The sequence below is a fragment of the Sphingomonas kyeonggiensis genome (assembly GCF_014204495.1).
Classification (GTDB): Bacteria; Pseudomonadota; Alphaproteobacteria; order Sphingomonadales; family Sphingomonadaceae; genus Sphingomonas; species Sphingomonas kyeonggiensis_A.
The window spans coordinates 155,337-168,979 of the sequence record NZ_JACHLN010000002.1 but is presented as its reverse complement, the minus strand read 5'-3'; the positions used below and the strand labels follow the sequence as shown (position 1 = coordinate 168,979).

Genomic DNA, 13,643 nt, shown 5'->3' with positions numbered 1-13,643 from the left:
CCGCGCCGCCGGGGCAATGACTTTCCAGGGGAAAACGCACCCGATGGCACGCCGCCGGCAGATCTACGAAGGTAAGGCCAAGATCCTTTACGAGGGTCCCGAACCCGGCACGCTGATCCAGTATTTCAAGGACGACGCGACCGCCTTCAACGCCCAGAAAAAGGGCACGATCAACGGCAAGGGCGTCCTCAACAACCGGATCTCCGAGCACGTCTTCACGCTGCTCGCCGGCATCGGCATCCCGACTCACTTCATCCGCCGCCTCAACATGCGCGAGCAGCTGATCCGCCAGGTCGAGATCGTCCCGATCGAGGTCGTGGTGCGCAACGTCGTCGCCGGTTCGCTGGCGAAGAAGCTCGGGATCGAGGAAGGCACCCCGCTGCCCCGCACGATCATCGAATATTACTACAAGGACGACGCGCTCGGCGATCCGCTGGTCACCGACGAGCATATCCTCTGCTTCGGCTGGGCGAGCCAGGAAGAGCTGCACGACATGGCCGACATGGCCATCCGCGTGAACGACTTCCTCTCGGGCCTGTTCGCCGGCATCGGCATCCGCCTGGTCGACTTCAAGCTCGAGTTCGGCCGGATCTGGGACAACGACTATTCGCGCATCATCCTGGCCGACGAGATCAGCCCGGACGGTTGCCGCCTGTGGGACATGACCACCGGCGAGAAGCTCGACAAGGATCGCTTCCGCCGCGATCTGGGCGGCGAAGTCGAAGCTTATCAGGAAGTCGCACGCCGCCTGGGCCTGTTCCCGGAAGGCGAGGACTCGGCGGTGCTCGACCTCGAAAGCCACCGGAAGCGCCGGGGCAAGTAAGCTCCAACCGCTTACAAGGCATATCGTCATCCCGGCGAAAGCCGGGATCTCATGCGGCTCTTTCCGAGCGCCTTCGCCTGAGATCCCGGCTTTCGCCGGGATGACGCGTATTTAGGCGCGGAAAATCACGCGCTTTGGGTTGCAGCCCGGCGCACTCCGCGCCATAGGCGCTGCCCATGAAGCTCCGCATCATCGTCACCTTGAAGAACGGCGTGCTCGACCCCCAGGGCAAGGCCATCCAGCACGCTCTTGGCGGCCTCGGCTTTGACGGCGTCGAAGACGTCCGCGCCGGCAAGATCTTCGAGCTCGTGCTCGCAGACGGCACCAGCGACGAGGCCATCGACGAGATGTGCCGCAAGCTGCTCGCCAACACCGTCATCGAAAACTACCGGGTGGAAAAGCTGTGAAGACCGCGGTCATCGTCTTTCCGGGCTCCAACTGCGATCGCGACATCGCAGTCGCGCTGGAAGCGGTGACGGGCGTGAAGCCCGCCATGGTGTGGCACGGCGAGACCGAGCTTCCCTCCGGGCTAGGCCTGATCGCCCTGCCCGGCGGCTTTTCCTATGGCGACTATCTCCGCTGCGGCGCCATCGCCGCGCGCTCGCCGGTGGTGAAGGCCGTGATCGAGGCAGCCGACAAGGGCATGCCGGTGATCGGCATCTGCAACGGCTTCCAGGTTCTCACCGAGACCGGGCTGCTGCCCGGCGCGCTGATGCGCAACTCGGGCCTCAACTTCGTCTGCCGCGACGTGCCGCTGACGGTCGACAATTCGCAGTCGATCTTCACTTCAGGCTATCGCTCGGGCGAGCAGATCACGATCCCCGTGGCGCATCACGACGGCAACTATTTCGCCGACGCCGAGACGCTCGACCGGATCGAGGGCGAAGGCCGAGTCGCCTTCCGCTATGCCGCCGACATTAACGGTTCGGCCCGCAACATCGCCGGAGTGCTCAACAAGGCCGGCAATGTGCTCGGCATGATGCCGCACCCCGAGCGCCGCATCGAAGCCGCGCATGGCGGCACCGACGGCCGCCGCCTGTTCGAGGGCCTGCTCGAGGCGGTGGCGTAAGCCACACCTTCGGGCCTCCATTCCGGACAAAACCCTGCTCCCCGGCGAAAGCCGGGGCCCGGGGTTCTTGCGCCTGCCCCCTGGGCCTTCCCGGTCCCGATCGGTGCGGGCTTGCAGAGCTGTTCCGCCGCCGCGCACCAGGCGGCAAGATCAGCCATCGAATAACCGCATCCCGCCATTGCTGCCCGTGCGCGCGCGGACCATAGTGCGACAGTCACGGCCCGAATCTGATGGCGGGCAATCGATGTCGTTTCTTTGGCGACCGCGAACGAGAACATTGAAAGGGGTGGACGGGGTGCAGCCGACAATCCTGGTTTCATGGGCCCGGCGCAGTGCATTGGCGATAGCCGGCGGTCTGTCCTTGTGCCTGGCTGGCGGCTGCACGCGCGGGCCGCAGGGCATCGAGGCGCTGACCACCGCACCGAACCCCATCGTCCGCAGCCTCGCCAACGCCGCCAACAGCGGCGACAAGCAGTCGCAACTCGCACTCGGCGTCCTTCTCGAGGAGGGCGTTGCCACCCCCCGCGACTGGCCGACGGCCCTGTACCTGTACCGCCAGGCCGGGCAGTCGCGCGGCGGCACGCTGTGGATCTACACGCCGAATGTCGGGTCCAAGGGCGGCCAGGTCATGCCCTATGATTCCGGCCCGGCGGAACCCGGGCTGCCCGAAGCGCGGGAACGCTATCGGGCGCTGCGCAAGCGGATGCGGTAATGCACCCAGCCACAAACGAAGGAGGCGGCCACGGATAGCCCCCGTGGCCGCCTCACCCCGTGACGAACTGTGATGCCGCCCCGCGCCCAATCGCGGGGTCGCGAATCAGTTGTACGCATGCTCCCCGGCCAGCGCGTCCGACGAGGCGGCAAGCCCCCGCGCCGGGAAGGAGATCGGGCGCCCGCCCGAGGCCGTGACCGGCGCGGCACCGGTAGTGCGGAAGCGCGAGGCCTGCTCGGCCAGCGCCGAGATCTCGACGGTCAGGTTACGCGCCGCGGCCGAGGTTTCCTCGACCATCGCGGCGTTCTGCTGGGTCGACTGGTCCATCGTGCCGATCGCCGAGCTGATCTCGCTGATCACCGTCGACTGGGCGCGATTGTCGGTCGCCATCTGGTTGAGCAGCTCGTGCACGCCGCTGACATCCTCGGCGATATGCGCCAGCGCGCCATCGACCTTCTCGACCATCGCCACCGCGGCGACGATGTCGACCTGGGTCGCGGTAAGCTGCTCGCGGGCGCGGCCCGCCTCTTCCTCGGCACGCATGGCAAGCGCGGAAACGAGATCGGCGACCACCGCGAAACCACGGCCGGCCTCGCCGGCGCGGCCGGCCTCGACCGCGGCGTTCATCGCCAGCACGCGGGTCTGGAAGGCGATCTTGTCGAGGCCTTCGATCACGCTGTCGATGCCCTTGGCGCTGTCATTGACGCGGTTCATCGCCTGCACCGCCTCGTCGACGACCTGGCGGCCGTCCGAGACCGTCGCGGTCGCGCCATCGGCGCGCTCCACGGTGCGGTTGGCGGCTTCGGCGGTGCCCCTAAGGCGCTGGTCCATCTGGCTGATCGCGGCCGTGGTCTGCTCCAGGCTGGCGGCATTCGCTTCGGTGCGGCGGGCCAGGCTCTCCGAGGCCTGGGCGATCTCGCCCGAGCCGGTGCGGATCGCGATGGTGCTTTCGGTCACCGTGCCAAGCAGCGCGCGCAGCGATGCGAGCGCCGCGTTGAAATTGTCGCGCAGCTTCGCATAGGTCGCCGGATATTCCTCGACGATGTCCGCGGTCAGGTCGCCCTGGGCGAGCCGCTCGAGATTGCTGGTCATGCCACGCACGATCTCGCCGTGACGCTCGGCTTCCTCGTTCTGGCGGATCTGCGCCGCGGCGGCATCGCGGAAGGTGAACATCGCCTTGGTCAGGCGGCCCACGCAGTCCCGATACTCGGTGAACTGGATCGGGCTGGCGAGATCGCCGGCGGCAAGCGCCTCCATGCGCACCACGGTGGTGACATAGGGATCGGCGATCGCCTTGCGATACCAGACGCTCATGGCCGCGGCAGCCACGATGGTGGCGATGCCGACGGCCAGGGCCAGGGTGGGAAACAGCAACAGCGTCAGCGGCGTAAGCGCGACGAGCGCGGTCATGGAGCCGAACGCTACTAGCAGCTTACGGCGGATGGGCGCGTTAGCGACGAACCAGTGCATGGGCATTCTCTCAGATCATGCAACAAAATGTTGCTACCTCGAGCATTATAGAGTGCCCAATCACGGGAAACGCCGCTTCGGCAATATACGTAACAATAATTTTTGCCTTTGCGTACAAACACATAAATTACGCAAAGTTGATCGTTACGTTCGCGCTTCAACCCATTCCAGGATATCCGCCATCACGCTTTCCTTGCCAAGATCGGCAAGCAAGTCGTGGTAATGGCCTTGATAGATCTTGAGCGTCTTGTCGCTCGATCCAACATGTTCATAGAAGAACTCGCTGCCGTGGCAGACCGTGGCATGGTCCTCGGTGCCGTGCAGGATCATCACGGGAATCGTGATAGTGTCGAATTCCTTGCGCATCCGCTCATCGGCGCGGACCAGCGCAGCCACGGTCGCGGCGGGCTGGACCTCGTCCTTGATGTACGGATCGGCGTTGAGCTTCGCGACCCATTCGGGATCGCGCGAGAAATCCTCGTTCTTCAGCTTGAGCACGCCGAGATGCGGCGCGACATGGCTCAGCCCCTTGATCGCGGCAAGCGCGAAGCCGGGCGCCGGCACCTGGAAGGCGAAGCTTTCGCAGATGAAGCCGGCCAGCTCCTCCTGGTTGTCGAGCGTATAGGTGCAGGAGGTGACGCCGCCGGCGCTATGGCCGAGCAGGAAGACCTTCTTCCCCGGATGGCGCGACTTGGCGATGGCGATCGTGCCGGCGACATCGTCGACATAGTCGGCGACCTTCTCGACATAGAAGCGCTCGCCGTCCGAACGGCCGCGGCCGCGCAGGTCGAGCGCATAGGCGGCATAGCCCTTCTCGACGAAGCGCTGCGCGGTCCATTCATGCTGGCCGCCATGCGAGTTCACCCCGTGGCAGATCACCACCACCGCCCGCGGCTCGCCCTCGGGCAGCCAGGAGCGGAAGAAGATGTTGATATGGCCGGTGCTGCCGAACGTTTCTTCCGTGGTCGCGGTCATGCTCTGCCCTCCTCAGAGAATTACGCGCGGAGGATGCCAGCGTTGTCGGAGCGAGTCACCCACTCCTTCGGGTATTCGCAGATGTCGCGAAGATCCCCGTGGTGCGGGCGAGGAGCAGCAGCATCGTGGGCCAGAACATCGTGTTCCAGATGTCGTGCCAGTTGCCCCACAGGTCGATGCGCGTGCGGTAGATCAGGCTGTCGCGCAGGTCCCATGCCTCGCCCAGCAATGCGGCGGCGAACACCACGGCCAGCGGCTTCCAGCTCCGCAGCGGCCAGCGAAATGCCAGTGCCGCGCCCAGGAACAGCGTGAGCCCGACATAGATGTGGAGCGCATCCTTGGCGAGCCCGACATGCTGGATCAGCCAGAACTTGGCCGATTGCAGCGGGCTCATCGCCTCACACCCGGGTGGCGAAGGGGGTGAAGTCGGTGCCTTCGTCGAACACGTCGACGCCCTCGCGGCGCTTGAGGAAGCCGACGACGAGATAGGTCACCGGGGTGAGGATCACTTCCCAGGCGACCTTGAGCGCCCATTGGGTGAAGAGCACCTGGATGACGAGGGCGGTGGTCCAGCCCTCGGCGCCGAGGAAGGCGAGCGGGTAGAAGATCAGGCTGTCGATCCCCTCGCCCGCGATCGTCGAGCCGATCGTGCGGCTCCACAGCATCCTGCCGCCGGTCCAGATCTTCATGCGGGCGAGGACATAGGAGTTGACGAACTCGCCGGCCCAGAAGGCGCAGACCGAGGCGAGGACGATGCGCGGCACCTGGCCGAAGATCGTCTCGTATGCGGCCTGGTTGCCCCAGCTCGGCGCCGGCGGAAGTGCCACGACCACCCAGGACATCAGCGCCATGAACAGCACCGCGCCGGTGCCCGCCCAGATCACCCGGCGGGCGCGGGCATAGCCATAGACCTCGGTCAGCACGTCGCCGATCACATAGGAGACGGGGAAGAACAGGATGCCCGCGCCGAACGGCCAATAGTCGTTGTAGAGCGGCAGCCAGATCTGCGAGACCTTGCCCGCGCCGAGCACGTTCGACAGCAGGATGATCGCGACGAACGCGGCCATCACGAAGTCGTAATAGCGGAAATGCCCGCCGCGCAGCGTGTTTGCGGCGACCTGCGCCGGCTTCCCTTCCCCCTGGCTCATGCAGGCGTTTATGATCCCGGTTCCGCTGCCGCGCAATCCACGCTAGGGAGCCCCGGCGCGCGTCCGTAGCTCAGTTGGATAGAGCACGTGCCTTCTAAGCTCGTGGTCGCTGGTTCGAATCCAGCCGGGCGCGCCAATTTCCGTTCTTCGCCCGTTCTCCGGAAGGCTTCATGCTCGAAATCTGCATCGACACGCTCGCCGGGATCGACGCCGCCATCGAAGGCGGGGCGGACCGGCTCGAACTGTGCGCGGCGCTGGCCGTGGGCGGGCTCACCCCGCCCCGCTCGCTGGTCGAGCGCGCCGCCGCCGCGCCGATCCCGTCGCACCTGCTGTGCCGCCCGCGCGACGGCGGTTTCCGCTACGGGCCGGGCGAGGCCGCGATGGTCGCGGACGATATCCGCCTCGCCGCCGAGGCCGGGCTGGCCGGCGTGGTGATCGGCGCCAGCGCCGCCGACTACCGACTCGATGCCGGACTGCTCGCCGCCTGGGTCGCCCATGCCCGCGCCGAGGGAGAGAAGGCCGGGCGCACGCTAAGTCTCACCCTCCACCGCGCCTTCGATCTCGTCCCCGATCCGCTCGCGGCGCTGGAGACCGCGATGGAGCTGGGTTTCGACCGGATCCTCACCTCGGGCTGCGCGCCCCGCGCCGCCGATGCGCTCGACACGCTCGCCGCGCTCGCCCGCCAGGCCGATGGCCGCATCATCATCCTCGCCGGCAGCGGTATTGACGTGACCAATGCCGGTGCCATCCTCGCCACCGGCGTGCCCGAGATCCACGCCTCGTGCCGCAGCCCCGGCGGCACGCCCGGCGAGGCCGAGCAGCGCTTCGGCTTCCAGACCGGTCCCAGCCTGCGCACCGACCCCGATAACGTCGCCGCGCTGCGCCGCATCATTGCCGACTATAGAACCTTGAACAGTACCAATATATGACTTATCACTGCCCGCTTCGATAGTAAGCGGGGGTATGATGGCGGCTGACGAACACCTGACGACGACCGTCACGCTGATGGAGTCCGAAGCGGCCGAGGCGCCCGAGGCCGTGCGCCGGCTGGTCGCGGCGAACCAGGCAAGCTTCGCCGTGCTGGCCGAGCGGCTGCGGGCCAACCCGCCCGCGCGCATCGTCACCTGCGCCCGCGGCTCGTCCGACCATGCCGCCAGCTATGGCAAATATCTGATCGAGACGCTGATCGGCATCCCCGTCGCCTCCGCCGCGCCGTCGGTCGCCTCGGTGTTCGCCGCACCGGTCACGCCCGGCTCGGCGCTGTGCATCGCGATCTCGCAGAGCGGCCGCAGCCCCGACCTGCTCGCCACGGTCCGCGCCCACCAGCAGGCCGGCGCGCATGTCGTCGCCTTCGTCAACGACGAGACCTCGCCGCTCGCCGAGATGGCCGACACGCTGATCGGCCTCAAGGCCGGTCCCGAGCGCTCGGTCGCCGCGACCAAGTCCTACATCACCGCGCTCGCCGCCTTTGTCGGGCTGGTCGCCGCCTGGTCGCAGGACGAGGCGCTGACCGCCGCGCTCGACACCCTGCCCGCCCAGCTCGAGATCGCCCGCGACCTCGACTGGAGCGACGCCGTCCAGGCGTTCCGCGACGCGACCAACCTGTTCGTCATCGGCCGCGGCTACAGCTTCGGCATCGCCCAGGAAGCCGCGCTCAAGTTCAAGGAGACCTGCGGCCTCCACGCCGAGGCGTTCAGCGCCGCCGAGGTCCGCCACGGCCCGATGGCCATCGTCGGCCCGGGCTTCCCGATCCTCGCCTTCGCCACCTCGGACACCGCCGGCGACAGCGTCCGCGAAGCCGCCACCGAGTTCGCCTCGCGCGGCGCCCGCATCTGCCTGGCCGATGCCAAGGCGAGCGGCAGCCTGCCCGGCATCCCCGGCCATCCCGCGATCGAGCCGATCCTGATGGTCCAGAGCTTCTATCCGATGGCCAATGCGCTCTCGCTGGCACGCGGCCATGATCCCGATCGCCCGCTCTACCTCAAGAAGGTGACCGAGACGCGATGACCGTGTTCGCCTTCACCAACGGGCATATCGTCACGCCCGGCGGCATTTTGGAACAGGCAGCGATCGAGGTCATCGACGGCCGCATCGCCAGCATCGCGCCCGATGCCGCGGCCGATACCGCGATCAACCTCGACGGCGGCTGGATCGTCCCCGGCTTCATCGACACCCAGGTCAATGGCGGTGCCGGCGTGCTGTTCAACGATTCGCCCGATGTCGAAGGCATCGCGGCGATCGGCCGCGCGCATGCGCGCTACGGCACCACCGCCTTCCTGCCGACGCTGATCAGCGACACGCCCGAGATCGTCGCCCGCGCGCTCGACGCGACCGACGCGGCGATCGAGGCCGGGGTGCCCGGCGTCATCGGCGTCCATATCGAAGGCCCGGTCATCAGCGTCACCCGCAAGGGCATCCACGACGCCGACAAGTTCCGCCGCCTCGACGACGACTTCCTGGCGCTGCTCACCCGCCCGCGCCGCGGCAAGGTGATGCTCACGCTCGCGCCCGAGATGGTCTCGCTCGAGGATATCGCCACGCTCCACAAGGCCGGCGTGATCCTCAGCATCGGCCATAGCGACGCGGATTACGAAACGGCCAAGGCGGCGATCGCCGCGGGCATGACCGGCGTCACCCATCTCTACAACGCGATGTCGCCGCTGCTCCACCGCGCGCCCGGCGTGGTCGGCGCCTCGATCGAGGACCAGGCCATCTATTGCGGCCTGATCCTCGACGGCTTCCACGTCCATGACGCGCCCGTCCGCATCGCGATGCGCGCGCGTCCGCTCGACCGGTTCCTGCTGGTCACCGACGCGATGCCCTGCGTCGGCGCGGACGTCGCCGAGTTCGACCTGCACGGCCGCCGCATCCTGGTCGAAGGCGGGCGCTGCCTGGGCGAGGACGGCACGCTTGCCGGTTCGTCGCTCGACATGGCCGGCGCCTTCCGCAATGCTGTCAACCGCATCGGCCTGTCGCATGCCGATGCCGCGATGATGGCCGCGACCAGTCCTGCCGCCTTCCTGGGCCTGGGTGACGAGCGCGGGGCACTTGCCCCCGGCCTCGCCGCCGACTGGGTCCAGCTCACCAGCGATCTGATGCCGGCCGGCACCTGGATCGCTGGCAACCGCATCGCCTGATCTCCGGGAGACAAGCCCTGCCCACGCACTCGCCGCCGCCGCTCGACGAAACTCTCGCGGGGCGCATCGCCATCGTGTCTCCGCTGGCCGGATGGCTGTCCGGCCTGGACGAGGTTCCCGATCCCGTCTTCGCCCAGCGCATGCTGGGGGACGGCGTCGCGATCGATCCCACCGGTGATTGCCTCCACGCCCCGTGCGGCGGCGAAGTCACGGTGCTGCAGCCCAGCGGCCATGCCGTGACGATCCGCACCGCCCAGGGTGCCGAGATCCTCATGCATATCGGCCTCGACACCGTCGCGCTGAAGGGCGAGGGCTTCGCCCCCTGCGTCGCCGTCGGGGACCATGTCGCTGCCGGCGCGCCGCTGATCCGCTTCGATCTCGATGCGATCGCCTGCGCCGCCCCGTCGACGATCACCCCGGTGCTGCTGCTCGAGACCCCCGGCTTCGCGCTGGTCCGCAGCCGCGAGGACGGCCCGGTCCAGGTCGGCGACGCGATCTTCGCGCTCGAGCCCCAGGCTGGCGCTACCGCCGAAACCGTCCAGGTCACCGGCGAGACCGTCGAGCGCACGATCATCGTGCCGCTCGCGCACGGCATCCACGCTCGCCCCGCCGCGCGCATCCGCGATCTGCTCGGCGAGCATGCCGCCGACGTCACGATCACCAGGCAGCAGCGCAGCGCCAATGCGCGCAGCCCGGTCGGCCTGCTCACGCTGGCGATCGGCTATGGCGACGAGATCCAGATCCTCGCCACCGGCCCCGATGCCGCCGCCACGGTCGAAACCCTCGCCGCCCTGATCGAAAGCGGCATGGGCGAGAAGGGCCATGGCCCCGCCCCCGTCGCCGCGCCGGCGGCGCCCGTCGTACAGGCTCCCGCCACCCTCCCCGCCGACGGCATCCTCACCGGCGTCACCGCCGCTCCCGGCCTCGCCGTGGGCCAGGCCCGCCGCTTCCGCCTGCCCGAGATCCAGGTCGACGCGACCAGCAAGGGCGCGGCCGAGGAACAGGCCCGGCTCGACGCCGCCTGCGCCAGCCTCACCGCGCGTCTCGATGCCGAGATCGGCCATGCCGCCGGCCCGCAGCGCGCGATCATCGAAGCGCACCGCGCGATGCTCGGCGATGCCGACCTTCGCGCCAGCGCCGCCAAGGCGATCCAGGATGGCGCCAGCGCCGGCATCGCCTGGCGCGCCGCGATCGCGCCCCAGGCCGAGGCGCTTGTCGCATCGGGCGACGCCCGCCTCGCCGAGCGCGCCGACGATCTGCGCGATCTCGAGCGCCGCGTGCTGCTGATCCTGGCCGGTGCCGAGGAAGCGCCGCTCGCCTTCCCGGCCAACACCATCCTGATCGCCGACGACCTGCTGCCGTCGCAGGTCACCGCGATCGATCCGCGCCAGGTGATCGGCCTGTGCGTCGAGCGTGGCGGCCCCACCTCGCACGCTGCGATCCTCGCCGCGAATATCGGCCTGCCGATGCTCGTCTCGCTCGGCCCGGTGCTGCGCCAGATCGCGGAGGACACGCCGCTGATCCTCGATGCCGGCCTCGCCCGGCTCCAGGTCGGCCCGAGCGTGGAGACGCTTGACGAAGCGCGCCGCGAAGTCGCCGAACGTGCCGCGCGCCGTGCCGTGGCGCTCGCCGCCGCCGCCCGGCCCTGCCACATGGCCGACGGCACCCGCATCGAAGTGTTCGCCAATCTCGGCTCGCAGGCCGATGCCCGGATCGCCATCGCCAATGGTGCCGAGGGTTCGGGGCTGCTGCGCACCGAATTCCTGTTCCTCGATCGCGAAACCGCACCCAGCGTCGATGAACAGGCCGCCGACTATCAGGCGATCGCCGATACGCTTGCCGGCCGCCCGCTGATCGTCCGCCTGCTCGATGTCGGCGGCGACAAGCCCGCGCCCTATCTGCCGATCCCGGCGGAGGAGAACCCGGCGCTCGGCCTGCGCGGCATCCGCGTCGGCTTCGCCCATCCGCAGCTGCTGGAAGACCAGATCCGCGCGATCCTGCGCGTCCGGCCGATCGGCCAGTGCCGGATCATGATTCCGATGATCGCCGGGGTTGATGAGCTGCGCCGCGTCCGCGAAATCCTCGATCGGGTGCGCGCCGAGCTCGGTATCACCGAAAAGGTCGAACTCGGCGTGATGGTCGAGACCCCGGCAGCGGCGGTCACCGCCGATCTGCTCGCCGCCGAGGCGGATTTCCTCTCGATCGGCACCAACGATCTCACCCAATATGCCCTGGCGATGGATCGCGGCAATGCGAGCGTGGCGAGCGCGATCGACGGGCTCCATCCCGCCGTGCTGCGCCTGATCGCCGACACCTGCAAGGGTGCCGCAAGCCGGGGCCGCTGGACCGGCGTGTGCGGCGGGCTCGCTTCCGATCCGCTGGCGGTGCCGATCCTGATCGGCCTGGGCGTGACCGAGCTTTCGGCCACCGCCGCCATCGTCCCCGAGATCAAGGCGCTGGTGTCCGAGCTCAAGCTCGACGCCGTCCGCGCCCATGCCCAGGCCGCGCTTGCCTGCGCGACCGCCGCCGATGTCCGCGCTCTTGCCCGGGAGTTCACCGCATGAAGTCGATCCTCGAACTCCTCCAGCCGCTCGGTCGCGCGCTGATGCTGCCGATCGCGGTGCTGCCGGTCGCCGGCCTGCTGCTGCGCCTCGGCCAGCCCGACCTGCTCGACATCGCGTTCATCAGCGCCGCCGGCGATGCCCTGTTCTCGCATCTCGGCCTGCTCTTCGCGATCGGCGTCGCCACCGGCTATGCCCGCGACGGCAACGGCGCCGCGCCGCTGGCCGGCATCACCTGCTTCCTGGTCGCCACCGAAGCCGCCAAGGTGCTGCTCACCGTCCCGGCCGACGTCACCGCCGGCATGGACGGCCCGCTGCTCGAACTGACCACCGCCGCGTGGAAGGCCAAGGCGATCACCCGCCTCGACGTGCCGATCGGCATCCTGTCGGGCCTGATCGGCGGCAATTTCTACAACCGCTTCTCCACGATCAAGCTGCCGGAATATCTCGCCTTTTTCGGCGGGCGCCGGTTCGTGCCGATCGTCAGCGGCTTTGCCGGCGTCCTCATCGCCGGCCTGATCGGCCTGTGCTTCGCGCAGCTGAGCGCCGGGATCGATGGGCTGGGCCATGGCATCACCGGCGCGGGCGAGATCGGCCTGTTCCTGTTCGGCCTGATCAACCGCCTGCTGCTCGTCACTGGCCTCCACCACATCTTCAACAACGTGTTCTGGTTCGTGCAGGGTGATTTCCACGGCGCGAACGGCGATCTGCGCCGCTTCTTCGCCGGGGATCCGACCGCCGGATCGTTCATGGCCGGCTTCTTCCCGGTGATGATGTTCGGCCTGCCCGCCGCCTGCCTCGCCATGTACCGCGCGGCGCGTCCGGAGCGGCGCAAGGCCGTCGGCGGCATGCTGTTCAGCCTCGCGCTCACTTCGGCGCTCACCGGCGTTACCGAGCCGATCGAGTTCAGCTTCATGTTCCTCGCGCCGGCGCTGTTCGCGGTGCATGCGGTGCTCACCGGCATCGCGATGGTGGTGATGGACCTGCTGAACGTGAAGCTCGGCTTCGGCTTCTCGGCCGGTCTGTTCGATTACGTGCTGAACTTCGGCAAGGCGACCAACCCGTTGCTGCTGATCCCGGTCGGCATCGTCTATTTCGCGCTCTACTACGGCATCTTCAGCTTCGTGATCCGGCGCTTCAACCTGCAGACGCCGGGCCGCGAGCCCGAGGCTGCGGTGGCGTCGGTGTCCACGGCCAGCACCGGTGTGCGCGGCGCCGACTTCGCCCGCGCGCTGGGCGGCGGCGCGAACATCACCAGCGTCGATGCCTGCACCACCCGCCTGCGCCTGATGGTCAAGGACCAGGACCAGGTCGATGAGGCCGCGCTCAAGGCGCTCGGCGCGCGCGGCGTGATCCGTCCCTCGGCCAATGCGCTCCAGGTCGTGCTCGGCCCGATCGCGGACTCGGTCGCGGTCGAGATCCGCGATGCGCTGGCGATGGGCGGTGTCGTCACCGCTGCCGCGCCGGTCGCGGCGCTGTCCGGGCAGACCGTGCTTACCCCGGCCGCGCTGGCGGCGCTGGGCGGTGCGGACAATGTCCTCGGCGCCCGCCTGCTCGGCTCGCGCCTGCGCGTCGAGCTGTGCGAACCGGCCAAGGCCGGCGAGCCCGCGCTGGCGGCACTCGGCGTCCGCTCGGTCGCGCATCCGTCGGAAGGCGTGGTCCACCTGCTCCTCGCCCCCGATGGCGCGAAGGCGCTGGTGGCGGCGTAGAACCCCTCCGTTCCCCGGCGAAAGCCGGGGCCCAGGGTT

13 protein-coding genes and 1 tRNA gene are annotated in these 13,643 nt (G+C 68.6%); 10 read left to right on the top strand and 4 right to left on the bottom strand.

Annotated elements, in window-relative coordinates; translation table 11 throughout:
• Positions 1–43: 43 nt before the first annotated feature.
• The 4 genes from purC to HNP52_RS08445 all read left to right on the top strand — a co-directional run bounded on the left by purC (position 44) and on the right by HNP52_RS08445 (position 2,604).
• A complete protein-coding gene (purC, locus tag HNP52_RS08460) occupies positions 44–823 on the top strand; it encodes a phosphoribosylaminoimidazolesuccinocarboxamide synthase (protein ID WP_184165459.1) in 780 nt (259 codons plus the stop codon).
• 176 nt (positions 824–999) lie between these two features.
• Positions 1,000–1,230 (top strand): phosphoribosylformylglycinamidine synthase subunit PurS, encoded by a 231-nt coding sequence (purS, locus tag HNP52_RS08455; protein WP_184165456.1) that lies wholly within the window; start codon positions 1,000–1,002, stop codon positions 1,228–1,230.
• The gene (gene purQ / locus HNP52_RS08450; RefSeq protein WP_184165452.1) at positions 1,227–1,892 is read left to right on the top strand and encodes a phosphoribosylformylglycinamidine synthase subunit PurQ; all 666 of its coding nucleotides are present in this window, start codon (positions 1,227–1,229) and stop codon (positions 1,890–1,892) included. Before purS ends, purQ begins: the two co-directional genes overlap by 4 nt.
• 337 nt (positions 1,893–2,229) lie before the next feature.
• Complete coding sequence (locus HNP52_RS08445) at positions 2,230–2,604, top strand: SEL1-like repeat protein (RefSeq protein WP_184165449.1); 375 nt, start codon at positions 2,230–2,232, stop codon at positions 2,602–2,604.
• Between the two features lie 105 nt (positions 2,605–2,709).
• Here the strand turns inward: HNP52_RS08445 and HNP52_RS08440 are convergent, their stop codons facing one another.
• The 4 genes from HNP52_RS08440 to HNP52_RS08425 form a co-directional block, all read right to left on the bottom strand.
• Positions 2,710–4,014: a methyl-accepting chemotaxis protein gene (locus HNP52_RS08440; protein ID WP_260396024.1), complete on the bottom strand. Its 1,305-nt coding sequence runs from the start codon at positions 4,012–4,014 to the stop codon at positions 2,710–2,712.
• 204 nt (positions 4,015–4,218) lie between these two features.
• Positions 4,219–5,049: an alpha/beta hydrolase gene (locus HNP52_RS08435; protein WP_184165443.1), complete on the bottom strand. Its 831-nt coding sequence runs from the start codon at positions 5,047–5,049 to the stop codon at positions 4,219–4,221.
• A gap of 55 nt (positions 5,050–5,104) precedes the next feature.
• Positions 5,105–5,443: a hypothetical protein gene (locus tag HNP52_RS08430; protein ID WP_184165440.1), complete on the bottom strand. Its 339-nt coding sequence runs from the start codon at positions 5,441–5,443 to the stop codon at positions 5,105–5,107.
• A gap of 4 nt (positions 5,444–5,447) precedes the next feature.
• Entirely contained in the window at positions 5,448–6,197 is a 750-nt protein-coding gene (locus HNP52_RS08425) for a queuosine precursor transporter (protein ID WP_184165437.1), read from the bottom strand.
• 59 nt (positions 6,198–6,256) lie between these two features.
• Here HNP52_RS08425 and HNP52_RS08420 point away from each other — a divergent pair.
• From HNP52_RS08420 to nagE, 6 genes are all read left to right on the top strand, one after another.
• A tRNA-Arg gene (locus tag HNP52_RS08420) sits at positions 6,257–6,333 on the top strand.
• A gap of 34 nt (positions 6,334–6,367) precedes the next feature.
• Positions 6,368–7,126, top strand: coding sequence for a copper homeostasis protein CutC (locus HNP52_RS08415; protein WP_184165435.1), 759 nt, complete (start codon positions 6,368–6,370; stop codon positions 7,124–7,126).
• 37 nt (positions 7,127–7,163) lie between these two features.
• Entirely contained in the window at positions 7,164–8,204 is a 1,041-nt protein-coding gene (locus tag HNP52_RS08410; RefSeq protein ID WP_221416230.1) for an SIS domain-containing protein, read from the top strand.
• Positions 8,201–9,334, top strand: coding sequence for an N-acetylglucosamine-6-phosphate deacetylase (nagA, locus tag HNP52_RS08405; protein WP_184165428.1), 1,134 nt, complete (start codon positions 8,201–8,203; stop codon positions 9,332–9,334). The genes HNP52_RS08410 and nagA overlap by 4 nt, the downstream gene beginning before the upstream one ends.
• Positions 9,335–9,408: 74 nt before the next feature.
• Entirely contained in the window at positions 9,409–11,898 is a 2,490-nt protein-coding gene (gene ptsP, locus HNP52_RS08400; protein ID WP_311768427.1) for a phosphoenolpyruvate--protein phosphotransferase, read from the top strand.
• The gene (nagE, locus tag HNP52_RS08395) at positions 11,895–13,604 is read left to right on the top strand and encodes an N-acetylglucosamine-specific PTS transporter subunit IIBC (protein ID WP_184165425.1); all 1,710 of its coding nucleotides are present in this window, start codon (positions 11,895–11,897) and stop codon (positions 13,602–13,604) included. Before ptsP ends, nagE begins: the two co-directional genes overlap by 4 nt.
• Positions 13,605–13,643 lie beyond the last annotated feature (39 nt).